Genomic DNA, 25,905 nt, shown 5'->3' on the forward strand with positions numbered 1-25,905 from the left:
CCGCCCCACGCGGCCGCACGAGGAAACCGATATGAGTGCAGCTTCCACCTCCACCAATTTCGATCAGGCCGAGCTGGACAAGTTCGCCGCGCTGGCCACCCGCTGGTGGGACGCCGACGGCCCGCAGAAGCCGTTGCACGCGCTCAATCCGGTGCGCCTGAAATACGTGGCCGACCGCGCCAGCCTGCGCGGTGCCAAGGTGCTGGACATCGGCTGCGGCGGCGGTCTGCTCAGTGAAGCGTTGGCCAAGGAAGGTGCGCAGGTGACCGCCATCGACCTGGCCCCGGAGCTGGTCAAGGTTGCGCGTCTGCACGGTCTGGAATCCGGCGTTACTGTCGACTACCGGGTACAAGCCGCCGAGGACCTTGCCGCAGAGCAGCCGGGCAGCTACGACGTGGTGACCTGCATGGAAATGCTGGAGCACGTACCGGACCCGGGCGCCATCATCGCTGCCTGCCATCGTCTACTGCGTCCGGGTGGCAAGCTGTTCCTGTCCACCATCAACCGCACCCCGGCGGCGTTTGCGGTGGCCATTGTTGGCGCCGAGTACATCGCCCGGTTGCTGCCCAAGGGCACGCACCACTACCAGGAATTCATCAAGCCGGCCGAACTGGGCGCATGGTTGCGCGCAGCTGACCTGTCCTTGCAGGACGTCAGTGGCATGGCCTACGAGCCGTGGCGCAACCGCGCCCGCCTGAGCAGCCGCACCGACATCAACTACCTGGCCTACGCGGTCAAGCAGGAACAGGCATGAGCGCCGATTCCTTTCCGGCAGCCGTGCTGTTCGATCTGGACGGCACCTTGCTGGACAGCGCACCGGACTTCGTCGTCACCGCCAATCGCATGCTGCAAGCCCGCGGTATGGCCGAGGTGACGCTGGAGCAGCTGCGCCCGGCGGTGTCCAAGGGCTCGCGGGCGATGCTGGCGGTCGCCTTCCCGCATATGGGCGAGGCCGAGCGGCATGCACTGGTGCCGGAGTTTCTTGATATCTACGAGTCACTGATCGGCCAGTACGCGACGCTGTTCGATGGCATAGAAACGATGCTGCAGGCGCTGGAGCAGAGCGGCACCACCTGGGGCATCGTCACCAACAAACCCGAGTACCTGGCACGTCTGATCCTGCCGCAACTGGGCTGGGAGCAGCGCTGCGCGGTGCTGATCGGCGGTGACACCCTGGCCGTGCGCAAGCCGCATCCCTTGCCGCTGGAGGTTGCCGCGCAACAGATCAATACCGCAGCCAGTGCCTGCGTCTATGTTGGCGACGACGAGCGCGACATCATCGCAGCACGCGCCGCCGGCATGCCGTCGGTGGCGGTGTTGTGGGGTTACCGTCTGCACGGTGATGACCCGAAGGCCTGGCAGGCCGACAGTATTTGTGAGCTACCGCAGGAACTTTGGCAGCCAGCCGCCTGGCCAGCTACCCAACCGGCTTCGGCCTGATTCAACAACGAGGTTTGATGTGAGCAGTGCGCTGGACAGCTTCCTGGACAAGTGGCGTGAGCGTTGGCCGGAATGGGCCTTCGTGGAGCGTTTTGTCGACGAGGCCGATCGTGAGCGCAGCGTGGCCTGGTTCGCGCTGCTGCAGGAATTTGATGACATCTTGAACGCCAGCGGTGACACCACGCCGCAGGACGCCAAGCTGGCCTGGTGGGGCGAGGAGCTGCGCAGCTGGGAAGTGCAGCGCTCGCGCCATCCGCTGGGCCGTTTGCTGGAGCCGGTGCGCGCGCCGTGGGCACAGCTGGCCGATGCCTTGCCGGGCTTGATCGATGCGCGTGATCGCGTGGCCGATGCCGCGCAGGCGCGCAAGGTGTTGGCGCAGTACGCGGCAGCGGCGGTGGCGGTGGAAGCGGCGGTGTTCGGCAGCAAGCCGTCGCCGGCGGCTGCCGAGGCGCTGACCACGCAGATGCTGGCGCTGCGCCTGCAGGAGCAGGCGGCTTCGGTGCCGCAGGCCTTCAGCAATGAAATGGAATGGGACAAGGTCCTGCAGGCAGCCTGGCCGTCACGCGTTGCCGGCCCACGCCCACGTCGCATCTATGCCGTGCTGGCGCGTGGCCGGCAGCAGGCGCGCATTCGCGGCGGTGAGTACCGGCCGAGCCCGGCGGGGTTGCTGTGGCGTAGTTGGTGGGCTGCGCGGGGGTAAACCTCGCGGAACTCAATGGAGCTGCTCCCTTCTCCCGTTTACGGGAGAAGGTGCCCGAAGGGCGGATGAGGGGGCTCTGCGCTGTTGGTTTGCCAGCTTCGCGGCTGACGCCGCTCCCACAAACGCTGATGGATTTGCTAGCAGGCTTCTGCCGAGCATGGCTCGGCACTACAGATCTTCGGCTTTATTTGCCGCGTTCCAGCACCAGCAGCGGGTCGATGCGGGTGTCGAACCAGTTCATGCCCCAGTGCAGGTGAGGGCCGGTCGCTCGACCGGTTGCGCCAACCGCGGCGATGTTCTGTCCTTGCTCGATCCTGTCGCCGACCTTCACGTCGATCCGCGACAGGTGCAGGAAGTTGGAGCTGATGCCGAAGCCGTGGTCCAGCACCAAAGTCCCGCCAGTCAGGTACAGGTCCGGGCCCACAAATGTCACCACGCCGGCCGCTGGCGCCTTCACCGGCGTACCCGTGGGCACGGCGATGTCCATGCCCGAATGGCCGCTACCCGGCTGCCCGTTGTAGACGCGGGCATTGCCGAAGCGGCCGCTGATGCGGCCCTGCACCGGCCAGATGAAGGTCTGGGTGAAGTCGGTGCGGTTGTCGTCGCGCTTGCGCGATTCGGTTACCTGCGCCTGCTCACGGGCAATGCGCTCGGCGATTGCCGGCGGCGGATTCACCGTCTTTGGCGGTACGCCGTTGACCCGTTCCACCGGCCAGTCGCGCGCAGTCACCGCAATCGAAATGGTCTCGCTGCCGCCATCCGGGCGCTGCACCTGTACCTGCAGCGGGCCTTTCTCGTCGCGACCGATGCCGAACACCACGCTGCCGTAGCTGCTGACCCGCAGTTCACGGCCGGCATAGCGGACCGTACTACCGGCCGGTACCTTGCCGATCACCATCGCGCCCTGCGAGGCGCTGACCGGGAACACAACCCGGTTGTCGAGCAGGTTGCCGATGCCATCCTGGGCCTGCGCGGGAAGGGCGGTGAGCAGAGGCGCGGCAAGCAGCGCGCCCATCATCAGGACCGAACGCATCAACGGTCGTAGGTCATGCGCTGGCCGGCCGGTGCGCCCACCAGCTTGCTGCCATCCCATACCTGCTGGCCATTGACCCAGGTGGAGGCGATGCGCGAGCGGAAGGTGGTGCCCTCGAACGGCGACCAGCCACACTTGGACAGCACGTCCTCGCGCTTGACCGTGAACGGCACGTCCTCGACCAGGACCAGATCGGCGAAGTAGCCTTCGCGCAGGAAGCCACGTTCTTCCACGTCGAACAGCTGCGCCGGGGCATGGGCGAACTTCTGCACCACCTGCTCGCGGCTCAACTTGCCTTCGTGCACGCGCTCCAGTGCGGCGACGAGGGCGTACTGGACCAGCGGCAGGCCGGACGGTGCCTGTGCGTAGGGCTTCTGCTTCTCTTCCCAGGTGTGTGGGGCGTGGTCGGTGGCCAGTACGTCGAGCACGTCATCGGCCAGCGCGGCGGTGATCGCCTCGCGGTCGGCCACTTCCTTGATCGCCGGGTTGCACTTGATCAGGTTGCCCTTGGTGGCATAGTCCGGGCGCGCGAAATGCAGGAAATGCACGCAGGTCTCGGCAGTGATCTGTTTGCGGCTGCCGTCGGCACGGATCAGCGGGCCCTTTTCGAACAGTGCCAATTCATCAGCGGTGGAGATATGCAGCACGTGCAGGCGGGTACCGTGCTTGCGGGCCAGCGACATCGCCAGCCGGGTGGACTTGATGCAGGCCTCGCGCGAGCGGATATCCGGGTGCATGTCCGGGGTCAGTGCATCGCCGTATTTTTCCTGGAACGCCTTCATGTTGGCATCGATCATCGGCGTGTCTTCACAGTGCGTGATGATCGGGGTCGGGCACTCGCGGAAGATCGCGTCCAGGGTCTCCGGGTTGTCGACCAGCATGTTGCCGGTGGAGGCCCCCATGAACACCTTCACGCCCGGTGCCTTCTTCGGGTCGAGTACGCGGATCGCTTCCAGGTTGTCGTTGCTGGCGCCGTGGTAGAAGCCGTAATTGGCCCAGGCGCGGCCCTTGGCCAGCTCGTACTTGGCTTCGAGGATGGTCGAATCCAGGGTCGGCGGGTTGGTGTTGGGCATGTCCATGAAGCTGGTCAGGCCGCCGGCCACCGCGGCAGCCGATTCGCTGGCGATGTCGCCCTTGTGGGTCAGGCCGGGCTCGCGGAAGTGGACCTGGTCATCGATCATGCCGGGCAGCAGCCAGCGCCCTCCCGCGTCCACCACCTGCTCGCCATCGCGCGGAGTCAGGCCGCTGCCGATCTGCGCGATACGGTCGTTCTCGATGCGCAGGTCGCCGTCGAAGGTACGGCCTTCGTTGACCATGCGGGCATTGCGGATAAGCGTGGAGGACATGTCAGTGTTTTCCTGTGCAGCGGCAAGAGGGGGAATCGGCGCGCTCCGGGACCGGATCCAGTCCGCCCGGGTGGAACGGATGGCAGCGCCCCAGCCGGCGCAGGGTAAGCCAACACCCCCGTAGCGGACCGTGTATACGGATCGCGTCCATGGAGTATTCCGAGCAGCTGGGATAGAAACGACAGCGCGGCCCGAGCAGGGGGCTGATGAAGCGCTTGTAGGAGCGCAGTACGGCAATGAGGAGTCGGCCGATCACGGTTAAATGATAAGCCACTTGGCAAGCGAGCAGTATTTGTCGCAGGATGCGGGATGGCGCCGGTAAACACTACGTGCTTTCCGCTGCCAGCCAGGGGCGATGGCGCACCTGGTTACGTTCCGAACTGCGCGAAACGGTCCGGTGACGCCACCGGACCTGTACTGCACGGGTCGGGCATCCGTTCACATACGGTGCCCGGCGCGGTTGCTGCTGCTGGTCGGGTAGGCTATAAAGGCCCGCTTTCCCGGGCCCCGGGGGAAACAAGGAAGAGCGTTTCGTGGCTGCTAAAAAACCTGCAAAAAAGGCCGTCAAGGTCGCCAAGAAAACCGCCAAACCTGTAGTCAAGAAGGCGGCGTCCAAGCCGGTTGCAAGCAAGCCGGTGGCCAAGGCTGCCAAGCCGGCCGCGAAGAAAGCGCCCGCCACCAAGGCGGTTGCAAAGAAAACGCCGGTCAAGCCCGCAGCTCCTGCCAGCAAGCCCGCCGCCAAGAAGGCTGCGGTTAAGACGGTAGTCGCTAAAAAGGCGGCCCCTGCCAAGAAGGCAGCGGTCAAAAAGGTGACCACGCCGGTTGCCGCGCCAGTTGCCAAGAAAGCAGCTGCGCCGGTTGCCAAGGCCACCAAGCCCGTTGCCAAACCCGTAGTCAAGAAGGTGGCCGAACCAGTGGCCGCCAAAACGCTCAAGACTCCTGTCAAACCCGTGGTCAAGTCCGTACCGAAGCCAGCTGCAAAGCCGGCGGCGGCCAAGTCTGTCCCGGTCGAAGTCGCCAAGACGGCCCCAGCTCCGGCACCTGCGCCGGTCGCTGCCAAGCCGGCTCCAGCGGCCAAGACCCCGCAATCCAAGAATCCCGTGCCTGTTTCGAAATCCAACGTCAAAACTCCCGTCAAATCCACCGCTCCTGTTGCTGTCCGTCCGGTCGGCAAGGTAGCAGTCGCTGTCACCGCGCGTTCGACCGCTCCGGCACCGCGCAGCAAGTACAAGGTTGTCGAATACAACATCGACGAGACCACTGGCCGTCCGATCCTGCCGGCTGGCTACAAGCCGTCCGCAGATGAGGAGTACATGAGCACGCTGCAGCAGGAGTACTTCCGCCAGCGCCTGTTGAACTGGCGTGCGGACCTGGTCGAGGAATCGAAGCAGACCATCGAGAACCTGCGCGAGGAAGTGCGTGACATCGGCGATGAAGCCGAGCGTGCAACCCGCGAAACGGAAAATTCGCTGGAACTGCGTACCCGCGACCGCTACCGCAAGCTGATCGGCAAGATCGACAGCACGCTGAAGCGTCTGGAAGCCGGTGACTATGGTTTCTGCGTCGACACCGGCGAAGACATCGGTCTGGATCGCCTGGAAGCCCGTCTCACCGCCGAGCGCACGATTGATGCGCAGGAGCGTTGGGAGCACCTGCAGAAGCAGCAGGGCGACTGATCCTGGCGTAGCGTTTGCTATACGAAGACCCCGCTATGGCGGGGTTTTCCTTTTCTGGAGGGCTGCATGTCCACGCAAGAAGAATTCATGCGCCGCGCTGTTGCGCTGGCGCGGGCCAATATTGCCAATGGCGGACGCCCATTCGGCGCGGTGCTGGTCAAGGATGGCAAGGTGTTGGCGGAGGCGGCCAACAGCATCCACGCGAGTCATGACCCTACCGACCATGCGGAGATGCGCGCCATCCGTCAGGCCAGCGCGCTGCTGGCGTCGCCGCGCCTGGATGGGTGCGAGGTCTACGCCAGCGGCCATCCCTGCCCGATGTGCCTGGCTGCGATGTATCTGTGCGGCATCGAGCAGGCCTGGTTCGCCTATTCGAACGACGATGGAGCGGTATTCGGCTTGTCAACGGCAGCAATCTACGCGCGCCTGGCATCTGGGCCGCAGGCGCCTGGTTCGGGTCTTCAACGGTTGCTGCCGGAAGGTGAGCAGGGCTTGTATGCCGAGTGGCAAGCGGCGCGCTGAAGACCGTACAGCTCGGCCGATCAGCTGAGCTGTACGGTCTGCTGCAGGCGTTGCAGATAGTTCTCAAAGCAGCTGCCGAGCTCGACCTTGTCGGGATGGCGCAGCCATAGCAATTGCAAGCCATCCATCATTGCGATCAGTTCGGCAGCGACCTGGTCCGGATCAATCGCTGCATTTATTTCCCCGGCTTCCTGGCCATGGCGCAGGCTGTGCGCGATGTATTGGAGCATGAGTCCTGAGCGCTGGTGAAACCATTCCTGCGCAGGGTGATCCTTGCCAAGGCTTTCGGCGTTGAGCAGCGAAAAAGCCCGGATTACGCCGGGAATCTCGGCATTGGCCCGATTGACCAGACGCAGTTGTTCCACCACCTGCGACCACGGAAGCGGTGGTCCTGCGGCAGCGTCTTCAAGCGTGTAGTCCCGCGGATAGTCCGGCAGGCGCGGACTGCGCTGATCGCGAACTTCCAGAACCGCCAACAACATGTCGGTCTTGCTGGGAAAGTAATGCAGCAGGCCGGGTAGGGTGAGGCCAACATTGCTTGCAACCTCGGCGATGGAGGCATTGCTGTAACCGTCGCGTGCGAACACGCGCATTGCCGCATCCAGAATCTGTTGGCGCCGCTTGTCGCCCTTGGGAGAGCGTCTGCGTGTGCGGGTGATGGGCGAGGTCTGTGTTGAGGTTGGCAACGTTCGGCCCGATGCGGGAGGAGTGCGCAGTGTATCGGTATAGCCCGCGTGCGCTATCGGCCCAAAAACTGTACCCATATCACAGTTTTTGACAAACCTACTTGCAGGTAGGTTTACTGCCGCGGCGTCGGCGTGACGGACAACAGACGTATCGCCGCAACAACATCCCGGACGGGGATTGCACTCAACTGGTCCGCGCCATCGCAGTGACTGCTGCTGCGACGGCATGACCAGTCCCGCCTGATGAGGAGCGTGCCGAGAGGCCGACGCCGGAACGCCAGGGTTGGACGGACGCGTCCGCTCAGTGCTCGCCGAGCTGCTGTATCTGCGCGGGCGGTCGACGTTGTGGCACAGGCCGCTCTTGATCAATCTGGGAGAGAAGTAATGAGCACGTACTGTTGTAACCGGAACGGCAGCATCTTCAACAGAATGATGTTGGCCGTTTTCCTTGGGCTTTGCGCGACGATGGCCCATGCGCAACCCGGCGCCGATTCCGCCGCGGCACAACAGCTGGACGCGTTGTCTTCAACCGAACAGCAAGCTGATTCTTCAACTGCATCGGTATCAACGCCAACTTGTCGCGACTACGACAGCTTCGTCAGTCGCGGTTCGGAAGCACCCATCATCACCACCTGCGAGACGCTGTCACCTGACCTGTTGGGCCTGCGGCCGAAGCTGTACGAAAACGGTTGGATGTTCATGGGCTTCTACAGCGCAGCAGAAACCTATGATCTGCGCGGCCAGGAAGCCCGCCCGCAGACCTACAACGGGCAGCGGCCGAGTTTCAGCGGCACCTTGTCGACCATCACCACCTACGACCTGTCGCGGCTGGGTTGGTGGGGCAAGCGATCCCAACTGACTTTTGAAGCCAATAGCTGGCGGACCGTGTATCGCGATGCGGGGCTGAATGATGATGCAGCGGTGGCCCAGCTGTCGGTGCAGCAGGAGTTCGCTGATGGCCGTGTACGTATCCAATACGGCTACTACGGAATGCTGGGTCAGTTCATTGGTTTGTTCCTGGGGGCCAGCACCGCTTCCTCCGCACTCGGTCCGACCAGCATCATTCCCAACATGGTTGGCATGGCGGGCTTCAAGCCCGTGCCCGGCATGGATATCCGCCTGTACTCGAAGAGCGGCCGCTTCTATGACCACTTTGGTGTGGCGCGCTCACAGAGCCCCGACGGTTTCCTTGCTGACAGCAAGGCCAATCCCACTGGCCTGAAGTGGAGCGTGGAGAACACCAAGCCCATTTACGTCAACGAAATCGGCTATCGGGTCGCGTCCAGTGCGAATACCCGGATGACATGGATCCGCCAGGGCACGATCTACAACCGCACGCTTTACACCGACTACCGCAATCCGGAGCGCAAGGGCACCAACCGTGGATTCTACCTGGTGGCCGACCATCAGTTCACCCAGCCGGATGCGTCGGTTCCCTACCGTGGTTGGTACGTCAATCTGAAAGGAAACTATGCGCCGGCCGAGCACAATATCTTCAGTTCCGATTACGCGTTCACGCTCTATAGCCTGGCGCCGTTCGCCACGCGCCCCGGTGACATGGTGTCGTTCGGTTACACCCGCACGGAGGTGAGTGATGATGCGCGTCGCTATCTTGAGGCGGGCGGCATGGATCCGGTGCGTTTCAGCTCCACTGGCTCGGTTTCGTATGCCTTGCGCGCGTTCCGCGGCATCTACTGGGTCAATACGCTGAGCTATACGCGTAACCCGGTGGTCACTACCCAGCATCCGGACGCGGTGAATCTGCAGAGTCAGTTGACGTTCTCGTTCTGAACCATGCCCGGCCAGTTCCGCTGGACGGACCTTCGTACCGCAACAGGGCAGGCGGCGCAAAGAGGGCGCTGACGGTGAGGTGTTGCCTGTGGTTTCAGTTGAATGATCGCGCGCTGCCTGTTTGTTGGCGCGTCACTTCCATAACTCAGCACCCGGCACAAAGGGCCGGGTGAGAACCGGAGCAGGTGAAATGACAACAATGCAGAAAAAACCTGGATTCAAGCCGCTGCTGATCAGCATCGCGGCAACCGCCTTGGTGATGGGCACTGCACAGGCCAAGGATGTTCCGCAATTGGGCAAAGCGCCGTTGGCGCAGGTGATAGCGGCATTGACCTTGCAGGAGAAAGTCGAGCTGGTAACCGGGCAGGGGATGAACTTCCCAGGCCTGCCTGAGGATATGCAGGCGCCGGTAGTGGGGGCGATCGAGGACAAGGTGGCGGGGGCTGCGGGTGCGACCGTGGCGGTGCCGCGGCTTGGCATTCCTTCGTTGGTGCTGGCCGATGGTCCGGCGGGGGTGCGTATCGAGCCTAGCCGCAAGGACGCGCCCGGCAGAACCTTCCATGCCACCGCGTTCCCGATCGGCAGCGCGCTGGCCAGTTCCTGGGACCCGGCTCTGGTGCGTAGTGTAGGTGCAGCTATTGGTGATGAAGCAGCGGCCTATGGCATCGACGTGATGCTGACGCCGGCGCAGAACATCCATCGCTTCCCCTTGGGGGGGCGCAATTTCGAGTACTACTCCGAAGACCCGGTAGTCAGCGGCGAGACGGCGGCGGCCTTGGTGAAAGGATTGCAGGATCGCGGCGTGGGCGCATCGGTGAAGCACTTCGCGGTCAATAACCATGAGTGGAATCGCAATACCATCAATGCAAAGGTGGATGAGCGCACATTGCGCGAGATCTACCTGAAAGGCTTCGAGATCTCCACGCGCAAAGGCCAGCCATGGACGGTGATGTCCAGCTATAACAAGCTCAACGGCACCTATACCTCGGAGAGCCCCTGGCTGCTGACTGATGTGTTGCGCGCGCAATGGGGTTACCAGGGTGTGGTGATGACCGATTGGTTTGGCGGGACGAATGCGGTCGCGCAGATGCAGGCGGGCAACGAGATGCTGATGCCAGGTACCGGCAAGCAGCGTGAGGCGATCCTGGCAGCGGTGGGCAGCGGTGCGCTGGATGAAGCGGTGCTGGATCGCAATGTGCAGCGTGTGTTGGAGCTGGTATTGCGCAGTCGGGCATTCAAGCAGTTGCCGCATTCGGATCAACCCGACCTGCTCGGCAATGCGCGGATTTCGCGCAGCGCAGCCACGCAAGGCATGGTGCTGCTGAAGAACGAAGCGGGGGCGTTGCCGTTGCCTGTCAACGCCAGCGTGGCGTTGTTGGGCCATGGCAGCTACGAAGTGAACATCGGCGGAACCGGGAGTGGTGACGTCAACGAGGCATATGCCATCACTCTGGTCCGTGGATTGGAAAACGCGGGTTTCAGCAATGCGGACGGGCTGGAGCAGGTCTATACACGCTACATCGGTGAAGAGACCGCCAAGCAGCCGAAGACCGAGTGGTACCTGAGCAAGCCGCGTATCGCGGAGCGGATGATGAGTGACGACGAGCTGCAAGACCTGGCGCGGCGTCAGGATGTGGCAGTGGTGACCATCGGTCGTGGCTCGGGCGAGTTCGTTGATCGCAAGGCAGAGGGTGATTTCAACCTGACCGCGGCCGAGCTCAGGCTGCTGGAGCGTACCGCCACGGCCTTCCATGCCCAAGGCAAGAAGTTGGTGGTGGTGCTCAACATCGGCGGTGTGATCGAGACGGCCAGTTGGCGCCGCTTCGCCGACGCTATCCTGTTGGCCTGGCAACCGGGACAGGAGGCGGGCAATGCCATTGCCGATGTGCTGTCTGGCGCGGTGAATCCTTCCGGCAAGCTTGTCGATACGTTTGCGGTGCAGTTGGGTGATTATCCTGCCAGCAAGGGCTTTCCGGGCAAGGAACTACTGGGCCCGGATCCGAATGCACGTTCGATTTTCGGCCAGACCGCACGTGCTGCCGAAGTAGAGTACAGCGACGGCATCTGGGTCGGCTATCGCCACTTCAATACGCACAAGGTGGAGGTGGCCTATCCATTTGGTTTCGGCCTGTCCTACACCACGTTTGGCTATAGCGACCTGAAAGTCGACGCCAGCGACACCGGTCCGGTGCGGGCCAGCGTGAGAGTCACCAACACCGGCAAGGTGGCAGGCAGCGAAGTGGCGCAGGTTTATGTAAGTGCACCGAAGGGAGCGCTGGAGAAGCCCAGCCAGGAGCTGCGTGCCTTCGGCAAGACCGGCGTACTGCAGCCAGGTCAATCGCAGGTGCTGCAGTTTGAGATCGAAGGCAAGGATCTGGCCTCGTTCGACACCGAGCGGGGCCGTTGGGTGGCTGATGCGGGGACCTATAGTCTGCGTGTAGGCGCTTCATCGCGCGATATCCGTGCGCAGCAGGCGTTCGAGAAGCGCCAAGCCAGCGACTACGCGCCGTGATGGGTGTTGTTGCTTGAGATGGACGCGCCGGGGCAAGCGTGTTGCTTGCCCCGGCATTGATCTGGCTAGAGATCCTGCAGGTTGTCCAGCTTGCGCAGCTGCGGCGCTTTCCATGCGGTGACCGCGGCCACGCCGAGTACCGCGCAACCGCCGATCACCACTGCCGTCACCAGACCCAGCAGGCGCGCCATGCTGCCGCCGTAGAACGCACCAAGTTCATTCGACGAACTGATGAAAATGCCGTTGATCGACGATACCCGGCCGCGCATTTCATCCGGTGTCACCAACTGCATGATGGTCGAGCGCACCACCACCGACACGCCATCGCAGGCGCCGTAGAGCACGAGAATCGCCGCCGACAACCAGAAGCTCCTGGACAGGCCGAAGGCGATCACGCACAGGCCGAAACCTGCCACTGCAAACAGCAGTACGCGGCCGGCATTGCGTCGCAGTGGATGCCGGGCAAGCCACAGGCCGACTGCGATCGAGCCCAGTGCCGGTGCCGCGCGCAGGATGCCCAGGCCTTCAGGGCCGTAATGCAGGATGTCCTGGATGAAGGCTGGCAGCATCGCGACCACGCCGCCAAGCAGCACCGAGAACATGTCCAGCGCCATCGCACCAAGCATGATCTGATTGGACAGGACGAAGCGTGCGCCTTCGGCGATGCTGGCGAAGATCGGTGCGCGGGTCTGCGGCGGTGCGGGTTCGCTGACTTTGAGCGAGGCCAGTGCAATCAGCGCCAGCACTGCCATCGTCGCTGCCACGCCATAGGACAGGCCCTTGCCGCCGACGGCGACCAGTACGCCGCCCAGCGCAGGACCAATCACCATGCCCATCTGGAACACCACCGTTCCGAAACCGGCACCACGCGCGAACTGCTCACGCTTTAGCACGCGTGCGAACAGTGCGTTGTAGACCGGCGACAGGAAGGCGCGGACCATGCCGGTCAATGCCACCGCCAGATAGATCGGCCACACGCCTTTGACCGGCAGCCAGCCGGTGGCGACTGCGACCAGCATCAAGGCGGTGGCTATCAATCCTAGGCAGGCGGTCATGCCCAGCTTGCGGCGTGGCAGGTGATCGACCAGGTAGCCGGCGAACGGTGCCACGCAGAAGTAGGGCAGCACTTCCGCCAGGCCGATCAGGCCCAGCGAGAATGGATTGCGGGTGACTTCATAGATATGCCAGCCAACCGTGACCGCGACGATCTGGTAGGACAGCATGCCTGCGATGCGGTACAGCAGCAGTTGGGTGAAGCCGGGCTGGCGCAGCAGTTCGGAGATGGAGCCGGTGTTGTTCACTGCTTGGCTTGGGCGGTGTCGCGGATGAAAGCGAGCATCGCGGCCAGGCCATTGCTGCGGGTCGGCGACAGGTGCTTGGCCAGGCCAATGGCGGACACGTAGTCCGGATCGGTGGCGAGAATCTCAGCGGCCGAGCGGCCCGAGTACACGCGCAGCGCCAGATAGATCAGGCCCGAGACGATCGCTGAATCGCTGATCGCATGGAACACCAGCTTGTCGGCATCGCCTTCGGGCACGATCCAGACCATGGACTGGCAGCCGAGCAGGCGGTGTTCTTCGGTCTTCCATTCTTCGGGGAAGGTGGGCAGCTTGCGGCCGAGGTCGATCAGGTACTGGTAGCGCTCGGACCAGTCACCGAAGAAGGAGAACTCTTCGGCAATGGCGGCCTGGGCTTCGGCGGGGCTGGGTTCGAGCGGGAAGGGGGAGTTGATCATTGTTGGTCCTGTGCTTGGCCGGTCGCCTTGGCGGCGAGAGGCTTTGGAGTGGGCTGGGGCGCTGCTGCCCTCACCCCAACCCCTCTCCCGCACGCGGGAGAGGGGCTCAGTGCGCCGCGAGCCGGCGCTATATGTGCAATTGCAGCTTTCGCTCAAGCCCCTCTCCCGCCTGCGGGAGAGGGGTTGGGGTGAGGGCAAGCCTTACCCGCGCTTCCAGCGCACACCCTGCGGCGTGTCTTCCAGCACGATGTTCTCCGCAGCCAGCTGGTCGCGAATGGCATCGGCACGGGCAAAGTCGCGCGCCTGCTTGGCGGCGATGCGTTCGTCGATCAGGGCCTGGATACGTGCATCGTCGCCGGCTTCAGCACCACGCCCGAACCATTCGGCCGGCGCCTGCTGCAGCAGGCCCAGGGCCAGGCCTGCGCCGAGCAACTCGCGCTTCAGGCTCAGCTTGTCTTCGGCGGACTCGGCTTTGCGCGCTTCGCTGGCGATACGGGCCACTTCGGCCAGTGCCAGCGGCGTGTTGAGGTCATCGTCCAGCGCTGCCTCGACGGCGGTCGGAATCGCGCCCTCAATACTGACATCAGCCAGATCACGCAAGGTGCCGTACAAACGGTCCAGGGTGCGCACCGATTGCTCGATCAGCGCATCAGACCACTCCAGCGGCTGCCGGTAATGGGCCGACAGCAGCGCATAGCGCAGCGCTTCCGGCGGGTGCTGGCGCACCAGGTCGTGCACGCGCTCGATATTGCCGATCGACTTGCTCATCTTGGTGCCGCCGAAGTTGAGCATGCCGTTGTGCAGCCAGAAGCGGGCGAAGGTCTGCCCGCCGTGCGCGCAGACGCTCTGCGCGATCTCGTTCTCGTGGTGCGGGAACTGCAGGTCGACGCCGCCGGCATGGATGTCGATGGTCGGGCCAAGATGCGCGGCAGCCATCGCCGAGCACTCGATATGCCAGCCAGGGCGGCCGCGGCCCCAGGGTGATTCCCAGCCCGGCAGGTCGTTGCTGGAGGGCTTCCATAGCACGAAGTCACCGGCATCACGCTTGTACGGGGCCACTTCAACGCGGGCGCCGGCCAGCATTTCGTCCGGGTCGCGGCGCGAGAGCTTGCCGTAATCGGCGAAGCTGCTGACCGAGAACAGCACATGGCCTTCGGCGGCATAGGCATGATCGGTGCTGATCAGCTGCTCGATCATGGCGATGATCTGCGGGATATGTGCGGTGGCCTCCGGCTCGATCTCCGGCGGGACCACGCCGAGTGCGGCCATGTCCTCGCGGTAGGCGGCGGCAAAACGGTCGGTGATGGCCGAAATCGGCACGCCCTGGTCCTTGGCCGCGGCGTTGATCTTGTCGTCAACGTCGGTGATGTTGCGCGCGTAGCGCAGTTTTCCGTAACGGCGGCGCAGCAGGTCGGCCAGCACCCCGAATACCACCGGGCCGCGCGCATTGCCGATATGTACATAGTTGTAGACCGTGGGGCCGCACACATACATGGTGGGGGCGGCGGGGTCGAGCGGAGCAAACGGCTCCAGCTGCCGCGTCAGGTTGTTGTGCAGGCGCAGGGTCATGGCAATCCGGGGGTAAGCGAACCTGCCAATTCTAGCGGTCCGGGCCGGGTCGGGCATCCCCGGGCTGGGCAATACGCGTACGGATGGGTAATGTTCAGGCCCGGGGCAGCTGTGCTGCCTACACTAGTACCCGTCACCCGCGCCCAGCTCAAAGCCCAACCTTTTGATGAAACCTGCTCCATTGCTGTCGATGATCTGCCTGTTGGCTGGTGCCGCCGTGCCCGCGTTCGCGCAGGAACCGGAGCAGCGCAATCGCGTGGTGATCATGGAAAACGTGCGCTACGACTATGCGCAGGTGCTCAATGTCGAGCCGGTCTTCCAGACCCTGCGCGCAAGCCGTACCGAGGAGCACTGCGAGCCGGTGTCGACCCGCACGCTGGCGCCGGTGCAGGTCAAGGGCGAGGAAGACAAGGGCGGTTTCCGCCGTTTCTGGGACTCGGTGCGTGGCATGTTCAGCCAGCACGAAGGGCAGGCGCAGGAAGAAGAAATGGCGCTTGCTCCGCAGGGTGCTGGCAGTTCTCCGGCGCTGTTGACCCCGGAATGCAAGATCGTCGAGGTTGGGCGTGAGTTCCGCCGGCCCATCGCCTATGACGTGGATTACGTCTACAAGGGCATCAAGTTCCGCTCGCGGCTGCCGGAAGACCCCGGTAACCGGCTCAAGCTGCGGGTGTCGATCACCCCGGATATCGGCCAGGCGCCGCCGGCCGCGAACAGCGTTCCGTGATGTTGCAGCGCGCCACTTGCGCCGGCCTGACCTGCGTGCGAGTATGCTCGACGATGAAAGCCACCAGCTTCCAGCACGAAACCAGCACCGCCCGGATGGCCACCGGCATGACGTCGCGTGCCCGCCGACCGGAATCCCACATATTCGCTGGGTGACCGGAGCTTCGTGCTGTCTGTTCGGAAAACCCAGCCCAGGCTGGGTTTTTTCGTTTCTGGTTCGGCAAAAGTTACAAACGCAATGAGCCGCGCGCATGCGCATCCGCCCACCGGCGACGGTGGATCTCCGCAATAAAGGATGGATCGATGTCTCTGAAGCACTTTTTGAACACCCAGGACTGGAGCCGCGCCGAGTTGGATGCGCTGCTCACCCAAGCGTCGTTGTTCAAACAGAACAAGCTGGGTGATGACCTGAAGGGCAAGTCGATCGCCCTGGTGTTCTTCAACCCGTCCATGCGTACCCGCACCAGTTTCGAGCTGGGCGCGTTCCAGCTGGGCGGCCACGCGGTGGTGCTGCAGCCGGGGAAGGATGCATGGCCGATCGAGTTCAATCTCGGCACGGTGATGGACGGCGATACCGAAGAACACATTGCCGAAGTGGCCAAGGTGCTGGGCCGTTACGTCGATCTGATCGGCGTGCGTGCCTTCCCGAAGTTCGTGGACTGGAGCAAGGACCGCGAGGACCAGGTGCTCAAGAGCTTCGCCAAGTACTCGCCGGTGCCGGTCATCAACATGGAGACCATCACCCATCCGTGCCAGGAGCTGGCGCACATCCTGGCGCTGCAGGAGCACTTCGGCACCAGTGACCTGCGCGGCAAGAAGTACGTGCTGACCTGGACCTACCATCCCATGCCGCTGAACACCGCCGTGGCCAACTCGGCGCTGACCATCGCAACCCGCATGGGCATGGACGTGACCCTGCTGTGCCCGACTCCGGATTACATCCTGGACGAGCGCTACATGGGCTGGGCCGAGCAGAATGTCATCGAAAGCGGTGGCTCGCTGCAGGTCAGCCACGACATCCAGAGCGCCTATGCCGGCGCCGATGTCGTCTACGCCAAGAGCTGGGGCGCGCTGCCGTTCTTCGGCAACTGGGAACCGGAAAAGCCGATCCGCGACCAGTACCAGCACTTCATCGTCGACGAAGCCAAGATGGCGCTGACCAACAATGGTGTGTTCAGCCACTGCCTGCCGCTGCGCCGCAACGTCAAGGCCACCGACGGCGTGATGGATTCGCCGCAATGTATTGCAATCAACGAAGCCGAGAATCGCCTGCACGTGCAGAAGGCGATCATGGCAGCAGTGATCGGCAAGTAATGCTCGAAGCCCCTCTCCCGCGTGCGGGAGAGGGGTTGGGGTGAGGGCAACGCTCCTCGCTCCAGGCAACACCTCCATTTCATTACCCCCTCCCCAACCCCTCCTTCGGCGGGCGAGGGGCTCAAAGATCAAAAGCAGAGATTCCTTCCCCATGAGCAAAGACATCGTCCTCGCCTTCTCCGGCGGCCTCGACACCAGCTTCTGCGTGCCTTACCTGCAGGAGCGCGGTTACAACGTGCACACCGTGTTCGCCGACACCGGCGGCGTGGATGCCGACGAGCGTGATTTCATCGAAAAGCGTGCGGCCGAGCTGGGCGTCACCAGCCACGTCACCGTCGATGGCGGCCCGGCCATCTGGAATGGCTTCGTCAAGCCTTTCGTGTGGGCTGGCGAGGGCTACCAGGGCCAGTACCCGCTGCTGGTCTCGGACCGTTATCTGATCGTCGATGCCGCGCTCAAGCGCGCCGCCGAGCTGGGCACCAACATCATCGCCCACGGCTGCACCGGCATGGGCAACGACCAGGTGCGTTTCGACCTGGCGGTGAAGGCGCTTGGCGACTACCAGATCGTCGCGCCGATCCGTGAAATCCAGAAGGAACACACCCAGACCCGCGCTTATGAGCAGAAGTACCTGGAAGCGCGTGGCTTCGGCGTGCGCGCCAAGCAGCAGGCCTACACCATCAACGAGAATCTGTTGGGCCTGACCATGTCCGGCGGCGAGATCGACAAGTGGGAAGCCCCGGGTGAAGGCGCACGTGGCTGGTGCGCACCGCGCAGCGCTTGGCCGATCGAGCCGCTGACCGTGACCCTGAAGTTCGTCGAAGGCGAAGCGGTCGCGCTGGACGGCAAGGAACTGCCGGGTGAGCAGATCCTGGCCAAGCTCAACAAGCTGTTCGCGCAGTACGGCGTCGGCCGTGGCGTTTACACCGGCGACACCGTGATCGGCCTGAAGGGCCGCATCGTGTTCGAAGCCCCGGGCCTGGTCTCGCTGCTGGCCGCGCACCGCGCGCTGGAAGACACCGTGCTGACCAAGCAGCAGAACCGCTTCAAGCCGGAAGTCGCGCGCAAGTGGGTGGAGCTGGTGTACGAAGGCTTCTACCACGACCCGCTCAAGACCGATATCGAAGCCTTCCTGAAGGCTTCGCAGGCCAAGGTGACCGGCGAAGTGGTGCTGGAAACCCGCGGCGGCCGCGTGGATGCGGTGGCGGTGCGTTCGGAGCACATCCTCAATGCCAAGGGCGCGACCTATGCGCAGTCGGCCGATTGGGGTGTGGAAGAAGCCGAAGGCTTCATCAAGCTGTTCGGCATGAGCTCCACGCTGTATGCGCAGGTAAATCGCTAAGGCGAGATGCGTGATGCTCAAAGCCCCTCTCCCGCCTGCGGGAGAGGGGTTGGGGTGAGGGGAGCTTCTGCTTCTGTCGTTGTTCGCTCTCAAGGCTGACAAGGCAAATCAAAAGCGCCCCCATCCGCCCCCCGCCTCCGCGGGGGCAAGCTCTTCGGGCCCCTTCCCCCGCACGCGGGAGAAGGGGCGCCTTTCGATCATTGATCTGCCGACCTGCCGCCCACCATGACCAACCTGCTCCAATCCACCCTCGATCATCTGGAAAAGCTGGTGTCCTACGACACCCGCAATCCGCCGCGTGCCATCACCACTGGTGGCATCTTTGATTACCTGCGCGACAACCTGCCGGGCTTCAATGTCGAGGTGATCGACCACGGTGCCGGTGCGGTCAGCTTCTACGCGGTGCGTGGCACGCCGAAATACCTGTTCAACGTGCATCTGGACACCGTGCCGGATTCGCCGCACTGGTCGGCCGATCCGCACGTGATGCGCCGTCTCGATGACCGCGTTGTCGGCCTTGGCGTCTGCGACATCAAGGGCGCCGCCGCAGCGCTGGTGGCCGCCGCCAACCTGAGCGATGGCGATGCTGCCTTCCTGTTCTCCAGTGATGAAGAAGCCAATGATCCGCGTTGCATCGCTGCCTTCCTGGCGCGTGGCATCGCCTATGAAGCGGTGATCGTCGCCGAGCCGACCATGAGTGAAGCGGTGCTCGCGCACCGTGGCATCAGCTCGGTGCTGATGAAGTTCCAGGGCCGCGCCGGCCACGCCTCGGGCAAGCAGGACCCGTCCGCCAGTGCCTTGCACCAGGCGATGCGCTGGGGCGGCAAGGCGCTGGAGCATGTCGAGTCGCTGGCGCATGCGCGCTTTGGCGGCCTGACCGGCCTACGCTTCAACATTGGCCGCGTCGAAGGCGGCATCAAGGCCAACATGATCGCGCCCGAAGCCGAGCTGCGTTTTGGCTTCCGGCCGCTGCCGTCGATGGACATCGACGCGCTGCTGGGCACCTTCGCCGGCTTTGCCGAGCCGCAGGCCGCGCATTTCGAAGAAACCTTCCGTGGCCCCAGCCTGCCATCCGGTGATATCGCCCGTGCCGAGGAACGTCGCCTGGCCGCGCGTGACATCGCTGATGAACTTGGCCTGCCAATCGGCAATGCGGTGGATTTCTGGACCGAGGCTTCGCTGTTCTCGGCCGGTGGCTACACAACCATGGTGTACGGCCCTGGCGATATCGCCCAGGCCCACACCGCCGATGAGTTCGTGACGCTGGAGCAGTTGCAGCGCTACGCCGAATCGGTGCTGCAGATCCTGCAACGCGGCGCCTGAGCCGCTCGTGGCCCGGCGGCTTGCCGCCGGCTCCTTCCCGCGACCTTCAAGGTCGCCATGTAGATACAAGTAATGTCCCCAGCCATGCAGCCGCACCGCCAGACCCGCCAGACCATCGTTCGCCTGCTCTCGAGCATGGCCAGCGCGAAGGAAATCAGCCAGTACCTCAAGCGCTTCTCGCAGCTTGATGCCAAGCGCTTTGCCGTGGTCAAGGTCGGTGGCGCCGTGCTGCGCGACGATCTGGAAGCGCTGACCTCGTCGCTGTCGTTCCTGCAGGAAGTCGGCCTGACTCCGATCGTGCTGCACGGTGCTGGTCCGCAGCTGGATGCCGAGCTGTCTGCCGCTGGCATCGAGAAGAAGACCATTGACGGCCTGCGCGTGACCTCGCCGGAAGCACTGGCGATCGTGCGCAAGGTGTTCCAGCAATCCAACCTCAAGCTGGTCGAAGCGCTGCAGCAGAACGGTGCGCGCGCTACCTCGATCACCGGTGGCGTGTTCGAGGCCGAGTACCTGGACGTGGACACCTACGGCCTGGTCGGCGAAGTGAAGAAGGTCAACCTGGCACCGATCGAAGCCAGCCTGCGTGCCGGCTCGATTCCGGTGATCACCAGCCTGGGCGAAACCCCGAGCGGGCAGATCCTCAACGTCAACGCCGACTTTGCCGCCAACGAGCTGGTGCAGGAACTGCAGCCGTACAAGATCATCTTCCTGACCGGTACCGGCGGCCTGCTCGATGAAGAAGGCAAGCTGATCGATTCGATCAACCTGTCCACCGAATACGACCAGCTGATGCAGCAGCCGTGGATCCATGGCGGCATGCGGGTCAAGATCGAGCAGATCAAGGACCTGCTCGATCGTTTGCCGGAAGAATCCTCGGTGTCGATCACGCGCCCGGCCGACCTGGCCAAGGAGCTGTTCACGCACAAGGGTTCAGGCACGCTGGTGCGCCGCGGTGAAAAGGTGCTGAAGGCGACGTCGTGGGACCAGCTGGATACCGCGCGGCTGAAGTCGCTGATCGAGTCGAGCTTCGGCCGCACCCTGGTGCCTGATTACTTCGAGAAAACCAAACTGCTGCGTGCCTACGTCAGCGAGAACTATCGCACTGCGGTAGTGCTGACCGATGAAGCCGAGGGCGTGTACCTGGACAAGTTCGCGGTGCTTGATGACGCGCAGGGTGAAGGTCTGGGCCGGGCGGTGTGGAACGTGATGCTGGAAGAAACTCCGCAGCTGTTCTGGCGTTCGCGCAACGGTAATCCGGTCAACCATTTCTACTATTCCGAGTCGGATGGCTGTTACAAGCTCGATCACTGGAAAGTGTTCTGGTTCGGTGCCAATGATTTCGACAGCATCAAGGGCTACGTCGCGCATTGCGGTGAGCGCAAGCCGAGCCTGCAGGGGTGAACATGGACCTTGCCACCGCCGGGCACTGGAGTCAGGTGCCGACCCTGAAGGGCCGGCATGTGACGCTGGAGCCGCTGCAGCTTGAGCACGTGCCTGCGTTGCAGCGTGCCTTGGGCGAGGGCGAGTTGGCGCGCTGCTGGTATACCAACGTACCCGCGCCGGAACGCGCAGGCCATTACATCGTCGCCGCGCTGGAAGCACAGGCACAGGGCAGGGTGCTTGCGTTCGTGGTCAAGGATGCCAGTGGCGAGGTTGTTGGCAGCACGCGCTACTACGCGCTTGAAGCCGACGTGCCGCGCTTGAACATCGGCTACACCTGGTACCACCCGCGCGTGCAACGCAGCGGGCTCAATACCGAGGCCAAGCTGCTGTTGCTGCGGCATGCATTTGAAACCCTGGGCTGCATCAGCGTGGGCTTCGAGACCAGCTGGTTCAACCATGCCTCGCGTACCGCCATTGCCCGCCTTGGTGCGAAGCAGGATGGCGTATTGCGCAGCCACAAGCGTCACGCCGACGGATCGCGTCGCGATACCGTGGTGTTCTCCATCATCGATACGGAATGGCCGGCGGTGAAAACCCACCTGCAATTCCTTCTGGATTCGCATTCATGACTGACAAGAAATTCTCGGTAGGCATCGTTGGCGCGCGCGGTTACACCGGCGCCGAATTGATCCGCCTGCTGGCCGCACACCCGCGCATCGAACTGGCCTTCGTGTCCTCGCGTGAATTGGCCGGACAGCGTGTGGCTGACCACAACGATACCTACAACGGCGAGCTGTGTTACGAAAGTCTGGACCCGGAGGCGGTCGCCGCCAAGGGTGTGGACGCGGTGGTGCTGGCATTGCCGAACGGCAAGGGCGAGCCTTTTGTGGCCGCACTGGATGCAGCCGCGCCGGATACGGTGATCGTTGATCTGTCGGCGGACTATCGTTTCGACAATAGCTGGTACTACGGTCTGCCGGAGCTGACCCGCGCCCGCTATGCCGGGCAGAAGCGGATCAGCAACCCGGGCTGCTACGCCACCGCGATGCAGCTGGCGATCGCTCCGCTGCTGAGCCAGCTAGCTGGCCCGCCGACCTGTTTCGGCGTCTCCGGTTGGTCCGGTGCCGGTACCACGCCGTCGGACAAGAACAACCCCGAGCTGCTGCGTGACAACCTGATGCCGTATGCGCTGACGAATCATGTGCATGAGCGCGAGGTTGCGACACAACTCGGCGTGCCGGTGGAGTTCATGCCGCATGTGGCTGCGCATTTCCGTGGCATCACCATGACCGTCAACCTGTGGTTGCAGCAGCCGCGCAGTCGCGAAGAAGTGATGGCGCTGTACCAGCAGCGTTACGCCAACGAGCCGCTGGTTGAAGTGGTGGATGAGGCGCCGTGGGTCAGCCGCATTGCCGGCAAGCACGGTGTGCAGATTGGCGGCTTCACCATGGCGCCCGGCAACAAGCGCGTGGTGGTGGTGGCGACCATCGACAACCTGCTCAAGGGTGCCGCCACGCAGGCATTGCAGAACCTCAACCGGGCGTTGGGGCTGGATGAGCTGATGGCGGTTCCTTATTGATTTTGTGGAGTGCTGGTGGCCGCAGGGTCACCGGCTTCGCGGCTTACGCCGCTCCCACAGGTTCCACAACGCTGCACCTAGAGAGATCGACATGACTAATTTGCTTTGGCAGAAACCCGGCGTTGCGGTTGACGCGAAGATCCAGACCTTCCTGGCCGGTGACGACGTCATCCTGGACCGCGAGTTCTTCCTGCACGACATCCAGGCCAGCACCGCGCATGCCGAAGGCCTGCAGCACATCGGCATCCTCAGTGCCGACGAGTTGGTTGCGTTGAAGCGTGAGCTGGCGATTCTGGCCGAGGATTTCCGCAATGGTGCGTTCGTGCTGGATGAGCAGTACGAGGATTGCCACTCGGCCATCGAGGCGCGCTTGACCGAGCGCCTGGGCGATGCCGGCCGCAAGATCCACACCGGCCGCAGCCGCAACGATCAGATCCTGGTCGCTACCCGGCTGTGGTTGAAGGACAAGCTGGAGCGTGTTGCGCAGATCAGCACCGAAGTTGCGAAGGTCGCGCTGGACCGCGCCGCTGCCGAACAACTGCAGCCCTTGCCGGGTTACACGCATATCCAGCGCGCCGTGGTTTCCTCTGCTGGCATGTGGTGGGCCGGCTGGGCCGAGGCGTTCATTGACAATGCCATCCGTGCCCGTGACACGCGTGCGCTGATCGACACCAATCCGCTGGGCACCGCTGCCGGTTATGGCGTCAACCTGCCGCTGGACCGCGAGCACACCACGACAGCACTGGGCTTCTCGCGCATGCAGATCAGCCCGATCTACGCGCAGCTCTCGCGTGGCAAGTTCGAGTTGGCTGCGTTGGAGGCCTTGGGTAGCGCGACCCTGGACCTGCGTCGCATTGCCTGGGACCTGTCGCTGTTCACCACCGGTGAGTTCGCCTTCGTGGCGCTGCCGGCGCAATACACCACCGGCAGCTCGATCATGCCGAACAAGCGTAACCCGGACGTGATCGAGCTTATGCGCGCCATCCATGCCAGTGTTGCTGCTGCACGTACCGAGATCGAACAGCTGCTGTCGCTGCCGTCCGGTTACCAGCGTGACCTGCAGAATTCCAAGGGCGCGATCGTGCACGGTTTCGGTCGTGGCTTGGCGGCACTGGAGCTGCTGCCGGCCTTGTTGTCGAATCTGGATTGGCGCGATGACAACATCCGCGCTGCGATCGATTCGGGCATGTATGCAACCGATGTGGCGGTGGAGGCTGCGGTGGCGGGTGTGCCGTTCCGTGATGCCTACAAGGCTGCAGCAGAGGCGGCGGATACGGCTGGGCAGGGGCGTACGCCCGAGGGCAGCCTGGCGGCGCGTGTGTCGCCTGGTGCTGCGGCGGACCTTCGTCTGGAAGAGCTCAGTGCGCGTTGGAGCGCGTTGCGGGACTGATGGTTTGATGCGGGCGCCGAAAGGCGCCCGTATTGGTTTAGGTTTTTGGCTTTGCTTTGCTTTGGCTTTGGCTTTGGCTTTGGTGTTGGCCGTTGCCGTTGCCGTTGCTGTTGCTGTTGCTGTCGCTGTCGCTGCTGCCGTGGCCCTGGCTGTTGCTTTGGCTTTGGCTCTGGCTCTGGCTCCGGCTGTCCCTTCTCCCGCTTGCGGGAGAAGGTGCCCGAAGGGCGGATGAGGGGGCTTTTGATTTTCTGCCTAGCTAGAAGCTTGCCCTCACCCCAACCCCTCTCCCGCAGGCGGGAGAGGGGCTTAAGCAACAGCCAAGGCAACAGCCAAATCCAAGGCCAAAGCCACAGCAAGTTCCAAGCGAAAGCAATCGCACCAACTTCGGCTTCGGCGTGGTGTCATACGCAGCTAAAGGAGAATTCAATGAAGCTCTACCTGGTACTGGCAATGCGCAAGCCGTCATTCGACGATGCAGTGATTGCCCCACACATCGCTTTCCTCAACGTACTTGTTGCGAAAGATCAGCTGCACCTGACCGGCGGTTTCAGCGACGGCACCGGTGGCGCCTATGTCTTGAAGAACATCGACACTCTGGAAGCTGCCAAAGCCATCGTCGCCAGCGACCCGCTGGCCATCCAGGGCAGCTCCGAGCTGACCATCCATGAGTGGAATACCCGCTGATCCCATGATCCAGACTTCGTTCTCGCCGTTCACCGAACAAACACTGCCGCAGTGGCGCCGCGCCGTACTCAAGGTTGGCAGCAGCCTGCTGGCGGCCGATGGTGGTGGTTTGACTCCGCGTTTTGCGCTGGGGCTGGCGCAGTTCGTATCGGCCAATGTGCTGGCCGGGCGCGAAGTGGTGATCGTCTCTTCCGGCGCAGTGGCCGCTGGCCGCGCCATCGTGCCCAAGGCCGCCGAAGCCGGCGCGGCCATGGCGGCAAGACAGGCCTTGGCTGCACTGGGCCAGGCGCAGTTGATTGGGCTGTGGCAGCGTTTCTTCGAGCGCCCGGTTGCGCAGGTGCTGCTTACCCACGACGACTTGCGCAACCGCCGCCGCTACCTCAATGCGCGCGCAACGCTCAACGAACTGCTGGCGCTGGGCGCGCTGCCGGTCATCAACGAGAACGACACCGTATCGGTGGATGAGCTCAAACTCGGTGACAATGACAACCTCGCCGCCATCGTTGCGGCGCTGGTCGATGCCGATGCATTGTTCATCGCCACCGACATCGATGGTCTCTACACCGCTGATCCACGCAGCAATCCCGATGCGCAACCGATCAACGAAGTTACCGAGCTGACGCCGGATGTCCTGGCCATGGCGGGCGGCAGCGGCAGCGCGGTCGGTACTGGCGGGATGCATACCAAGCTGCAGGCCGCCGCCAAAGCCGGTGCCGCGGGTATCGACACCTTCCTGTTCAATGGCCGCAGCGGCGATGTCGTGCGCGGGCTGGCGCAGGGGAAGTTGCATGGCACGCGTCTGCATGCCGGGCAGTCACGCATCGCCGCGCGCAAGTATTGGCTGAAGCACGCACCGCTTGAGCCGGGCGCGATCCTGATCGATGCCGGCGCGGCGCGCGCATTGCGCGACAAAGGCGCCTCACTGCTGCCCGGTGGCGTGGTGGGCGCGGAAGGCGAGTTCCGTCGCGGCGACATGGTGGAAGTGCGGTTGTTCGATCCGCAGGGGCAACAGCGCGTGGCGCGCGGCGTCAGTCAGTACTCCGCCGTCGATATCCGCCGCATCAGCCAACATCACACCAGCGAAATCGAATCCATCCTTGGCTACAACTACGGCGACAACGTGGTCCATCGTGACGACCTGGTGTTGCTGTGAGTTT

Annotated in this window: 24 protein-coding genes; 17 read left to right on the forward strand and 7 right to left on the reverse strand. The window is 63.5% G+C overall.

The features are described from left to right. Positions 1–31 precede the first annotated feature (31 nt). The 3 genes from ubiG to ACVOLL_RS06030 are packed head-to-tail and all read left to right on the forward strand — an operon-like array spanning position 32 to position 2,140. Positions 32–754 carry a bifunctional 2-polyprenyl-6-hydroxyphenol methylase/3-demethylubiquinol 3-O-methyltransferase UbiG gene (gene ubiG / locus ACVOLL_RS06020; RefSeq protein WP_481512072.1) on the forward strand — a complete coding sequence of 241 codons (723 nt, stop codon included), beginning with the start codon at positions 32–34 and terminating at the stop codon, positions 752–754. After that, entirely contained in the window at positions 751–1,440 is a 690-nt protein-coding gene (locus ACVOLL_RS06025) for a phosphoglycolate phosphatase (RefSeq protein WP_481512073.1), read from the forward strand. Before ubiG ends, ACVOLL_RS06025 begins: the two co-directional genes overlap by 4 nt. Positions 1,441–1,459: 19 nt before the next feature. Next, positions 1,460–2,140, forward strand: a complete 681-nt coding sequence (locus ACVOLL_RS06030; protein ID WP_481512074.1) for a phytoene/squalene synthase family protein — start codon at positions 1,460–1,462, stop codon at positions 2,138–2,140. Positions 2,141–2,324: 184 nt separating this feature from the next. On the opposite strand, the gene ACVOLL_RS06035 is transcribed toward ACVOLL_RS06030, so the two are convergent. Genes ACVOLL_RS06035 through yidD form a run of 3 tightly spaced genes read right to left on the reverse strand, consistent with a single transcriptional unit; the run spans position 2,325 to position 4,793 of the window. Further along, positions 2,325–3,173 carry a M23 family metallopeptidase gene (locus tag ACVOLL_RS06035; protein ID WP_481512075.1) on the reverse strand — a complete coding sequence of 283 codons (849 nt, stop codon included), beginning with the start codon at positions 3,171–3,173 and terminating at the stop codon, positions 2,325–2,327. Further along, positions 3,173–4,519, reverse strand: a complete 1,347-nt coding sequence (locus tag ACVOLL_RS06040) for a dihydroorotase (RefSeq protein ID WP_481512076.1) — start codon at positions 4,517–4,519, stop codon at positions 3,173–3,175. The genes ACVOLL_RS06035 and ACVOLL_RS06040 overlap by 1 nt, the downstream gene beginning before the upstream one ends. A gap of 1 nt (position 4,520) precedes the next feature. After that, on the reverse strand, positions 4,521–4,793 hold the full coding sequence (yidD, locus tag ACVOLL_RS06045) for a membrane protein insertion efficiency factor YidD (RefSeq protein WP_481512077.1): 273 nt from the start codon (positions 4,791–4,793) through the stop codon (positions 4,521–4,523). A gap of 259 nt (positions 4,794–5,052) precedes the next feature. On the opposite strand from yidD, the gene dksA reads away from it, so the two are divergent. Together dksA and ACVOLL_RS06055 are read left to right on the forward strand one after the other, a co-directional pair. Then, the gene (dksA, locus tag ACVOLL_RS06050; protein ID WP_481512078.1) at positions 5,053–6,195 is read left to right on the forward strand and encodes an RNA polymerase-binding protein DksA; all 1,143 of its coding nucleotides are present in this window, start codon (positions 5,053–5,055) and stop codon (positions 6,193–6,195) included. A gap of 66 nt (positions 6,196–6,261) precedes the next feature. After that, complete coding sequence (locus tag ACVOLL_RS06055; RefSeq protein WP_481512079.1) at positions 6,262–6,717, forward strand: nucleoside deaminase; 456 nt, start codon at positions 6,262–6,264, stop codon at positions 6,715–6,717. Positions 6,718–6,737: 20 nt separating this feature from the next. On the opposite strand, the gene ACVOLL_RS06060 is transcribed toward ACVOLL_RS06055, so the two are convergent. After that, entirely contained in the window at positions 6,738–7,877 is a 1,140-nt protein-coding gene (locus ACVOLL_RS06060) for a TetR/AcrR family transcriptional regulator (RefSeq protein ID WP_481512080.1), read from the reverse strand. Here ACVOLL_RS06060 and ACVOLL_RS06065 point away from each other — a divergent pair. Together ACVOLL_RS06065 and ACVOLL_RS06070 are read left to right on the forward strand one after the other, a co-directional pair. After that, positions 7,833–9,194: a carbohydrate porin gene (locus ACVOLL_RS06065; protein WP_481512081.1), complete on the forward strand. Its 1,362-nt coding sequence runs from the start codon at positions 7,833–7,835 to the stop codon at positions 9,192–9,194. The two genes, ACVOLL_RS06060 and ACVOLL_RS06065, sit on opposite strands and share 45 nt — an antisense overlap. Positions 9,195–9,384: 190 nt before the next feature. Beyond that, entirely contained in the window at positions 9,385–11,706 is a 2,322-nt protein-coding gene (locus ACVOLL_RS06070) for a beta-glucosidase (RefSeq protein WP_481512082.1), read from the forward strand. Between the two features lie 65 nt (positions 11,707–11,771). On the opposite strand, the gene ACVOLL_RS06075 is transcribed toward ACVOLL_RS06070, so the two are convergent. The 3 genes from ACVOLL_RS06075 to cysS form a co-directional block, all read right to left on the reverse strand. Next, positions 11,772–13,007 (reverse strand): MFS transporter, encoded by a 1,236-nt coding sequence (locus ACVOLL_RS06075; protein WP_481512083.1) that lies wholly within the window; start codon positions 13,005–13,007, stop codon positions 11,772–11,774. Continuing rightward, positions 13,004–13,441, reverse strand: coding sequence for a SufE family protein (locus tag ACVOLL_RS06080; protein ID WP_481512084.1), 438 nt, complete (start codon positions 13,439–13,441; stop codon positions 13,004–13,006). The genes ACVOLL_RS06075 and ACVOLL_RS06080 overlap by 4 nt, the downstream gene beginning before the upstream one ends. 201 nt (positions 13,442–13,642) lie before the next feature. After that, entirely contained in the window at positions 13,643–15,010 is a 1,368-nt protein-coding gene (cysS, locus tag ACVOLL_RS06085; protein ID WP_481512085.1) for a cysteine--tRNA ligase, read from the reverse strand. 166 nt (positions 15,011–15,176) lie between these two features. Here cysS and ACVOLL_RS06090 point away from each other — a divergent pair, with 166 nt between their 5' ends. The 10 genes from ACVOLL_RS06090 to proB all read left to right on the forward strand — a co-directional run bounded on the left by ACVOLL_RS06090 (position 15,177) and on the right by proB (position 25,901). Further along, positions 15,177–15,734 (forward strand): hypothetical protein, encoded by a 558-nt coding sequence (locus ACVOLL_RS06090; protein ID WP_481512086.1) that lies wholly within the window; start codon positions 15,177–15,179, stop codon positions 15,732–15,734. Positions 15,735–16,036: 302 nt separating this feature from the next. Next, positions 16,037–17,047, forward strand: a complete 1,011-nt coding sequence (locus ACVOLL_RS06095; RefSeq protein ID WP_481512087.1) for an N-acetylornithine carbamoyltransferase — start codon at positions 16,037–16,039, stop codon at positions 17,045–17,047. Positions 17,048–17,198: 151 nt separating this feature from the next. Continuing rightward, positions 17,199–18,389 carry an argininosuccinate synthase gene (locus ACVOLL_RS06100; RefSeq protein WP_282269815.1) on the forward strand — a complete coding sequence of 397 codons (1,191 nt, stop codon included), beginning with the start codon at positions 17,199–17,201 and terminating at the stop codon, positions 18,387–18,389. 225 nt (positions 18,390–18,614) lie between these two features. Next, on the forward strand, positions 18,615–19,712 hold the full coding sequence (locus ACVOLL_RS06105) for an acetylornithine deacetylase (RefSeq protein WP_481512088.1): 1,098 nt from the start codon (positions 18,615–18,617) through the stop codon (positions 19,710–19,712). 72 nt (positions 19,713–19,784) lie between these two features. Next, positions 19,785–21,113, forward strand: coding sequence for an acetylglutamate kinase (locus ACVOLL_RS06110; RefSeq protein ID WP_481508072.1), 1,329 nt, complete (start codon positions 19,785–19,787; stop codon positions 21,111–21,113). A gap of 2 nt (positions 21,114–21,115) precedes the next feature. Continuing rightward, on the forward strand, positions 21,116–21,724 hold the full coding sequence (locus tag ACVOLL_RS06115; protein ID WP_481512089.1) for a GNAT family N-acetyltransferase: 609 nt from the start codon (positions 21,116–21,118) through the stop codon (positions 21,722–21,724). Next, the gene (gene argC, locus ACVOLL_RS06120) at positions 21,721–22,674 is read left to right on the forward strand and encodes an N-acetyl-gamma-glutamyl-phosphate reductase (protein WP_481512090.1); all 954 of its coding nucleotides are present in this window, start codon (positions 21,721–21,723) and stop codon (positions 22,672–22,674) included. The genes ACVOLL_RS06115 and argC overlap by 4 nt, the downstream gene beginning before the upstream one ends. 91 nt (positions 22,675–22,765) lie before the next feature. Further along, positions 22,766–24,064: an argininosuccinate lyase gene (locus ACVOLL_RS06125; RefSeq protein WP_481512091.1), complete on the forward strand. Its 1,299-nt coding sequence runs from the start codon at positions 22,766–22,768 to the stop codon at positions 24,062–24,064. Between the two features lie 426 nt (positions 24,065–24,490). Continuing rightward, complete coding sequence (locus tag ACVOLL_RS06130; protein ID WP_481512092.1) at positions 24,491–24,748, forward strand: YciI family protein; 258 nt, start codon at positions 24,491–24,493, stop codon at positions 24,746–24,748. A 4-nt stretch (positions 24,749–24,752) separates the two neighbouring features. Beyond that, positions 24,753–25,901: a glutamate 5-kinase gene (gene proB, locus ACVOLL_RS06135; protein ID WP_481512093.1), complete on the forward strand. Its 1,149-nt coding sequence runs from the start codon at positions 24,753–24,755 to the stop codon at positions 25,899–25,901. Positions 25,902–25,905 lie beyond the last annotated feature (4 nt).

Source organism: Stenotrophomonas sp. STEN035, assembly GCF_056759935.1.

Coding starts and splice junctions, on each gene's coding strand:
- ubiG (WP_481512072.1), top strand. CDS start 32: ATGAGTGCAGCTTCCACCTCCACCAATTTCGATCAGGCCGAGCTGGAC.
- ACVOLL_RS06025 (WP_481512073.1), top strand. CDS start 751: ATGAGCGCCGATTCCTTTCCGGCAGCCGTGCTGTTCGATCTGGACGGC.
- ACVOLL_RS06035 (WP_481512075.1), bottom strand. CDS start 3,173: ATGCGTTCGGTCCTGATGATGGGCGCGCTGCTTGCCGCGCCTCTGCTC.
- ACVOLL_RS06040 (WP_481512076.1), bottom strand. CDS start 4,519: ATGTCCTCCACGCTTATCCGCAATGCCCGCATGGTCAACGAAGGCCGT.
- ACVOLL_RS06055 (WP_481512079.1), top strand. CDS start 6,262: ATGTCCACGCAAGAAGAATTCATGCGCCGCGCTGTTGCGCTGGCGCGG.
- ACVOLL_RS06065 (WP_481512081.1), top strand. CDS start 7,833: ATGATGTTGGCCGTTTTCCTTGGGCTTTGCGCGACGATGGCCCATGCG.
- ACVOLL_RS06060 (WP_481512080.1), bottom strand. CDS start 7,877: ATGGGCCATCGTCGCGCAAAGCCCAAGGAAAACGGCCAACATCATTCT.
- ACVOLL_RS06070 (WP_481512082.1), top strand. CDS start 9,385: ATGACAACAATGCAGAAAAAACCTGGATTCAAGCCGCTGCTGATCAGC.
- ACVOLL_RS06080 (WP_481512084.1), bottom strand. CDS start 13,441: ATGATCAACTCCCCCTTCCCGCTCGAACCCAGCCCCGCCGAAGCCCAG.
- cysS (WP_481512085.1), bottom strand. CDS start 15,010: ATGACCCTGCGCCTGCACAACAACCTGACGCGGCAGCTGGAGCCGTTT.
- ACVOLL_RS06090 (WP_481512086.1), top strand. CDS start 15,177: ATGAAACCTGCTCCATTGCTGTCGATGATCTGCCTGTTGGCTGGTGCC.
- ACVOLL_RS06095 (WP_481512087.1), top strand. CDS start 16,037: ATGTCTCTGAAGCACTTTTTGAACACCCAGGACTGGAGCCGCGCCGAG.
- ACVOLL_RS06100 (WP_282269815.1), top strand. CDS start 17,199: ATGAGCAAAGACATCGTCCTCGCCTTCTCCGGCGGCCTCGACACCAGC.
- ACVOLL_RS06105 (WP_481512088.1), top strand. CDS start 18,615: ATGACCAACCTGCTCCAATCCACCCTCGATCATCTGGAAAAGCTGGTG.
- ACVOLL_RS06110 (WP_481508072.1), top strand. CDS start 19,785: ATGTCCCCAGCCATGCAGCCGCACCGCCAGACCCGCCAGACCATCGTT.
- ACVOLL_RS06115 (WP_481512089.1), top strand. CDS start 21,116: ATGGACCTTGCCACCGCCGGGCACTGGAGTCAGGTGCCGACCCTGAAG.
- argC (WP_481512090.1), top strand. CDS start 21,721: ATGACTGACAAGAAATTCTCGGTAGGCATCGTTGGCGCGCGCGGTTAC.
- ACVOLL_RS06125 (WP_481512091.1), top strand. CDS start 22,766: ATGACTAATTTGCTTTGGCAGAAACCCGGCGTTGCGGTTGACGCGAAG.
- ACVOLL_RS06130 (WP_481512092.1), top strand. CDS start 24,491: ATGAAGCTCTACCTGGTACTGGCAATGCGCAAGCCGTCATTCGACGAT.
- proB (WP_481512093.1), top strand. CDS start 24,753: ATGATCCAGACTTCGTTCTCGCCGTTCACCGAACAAACACTGCCGCAG.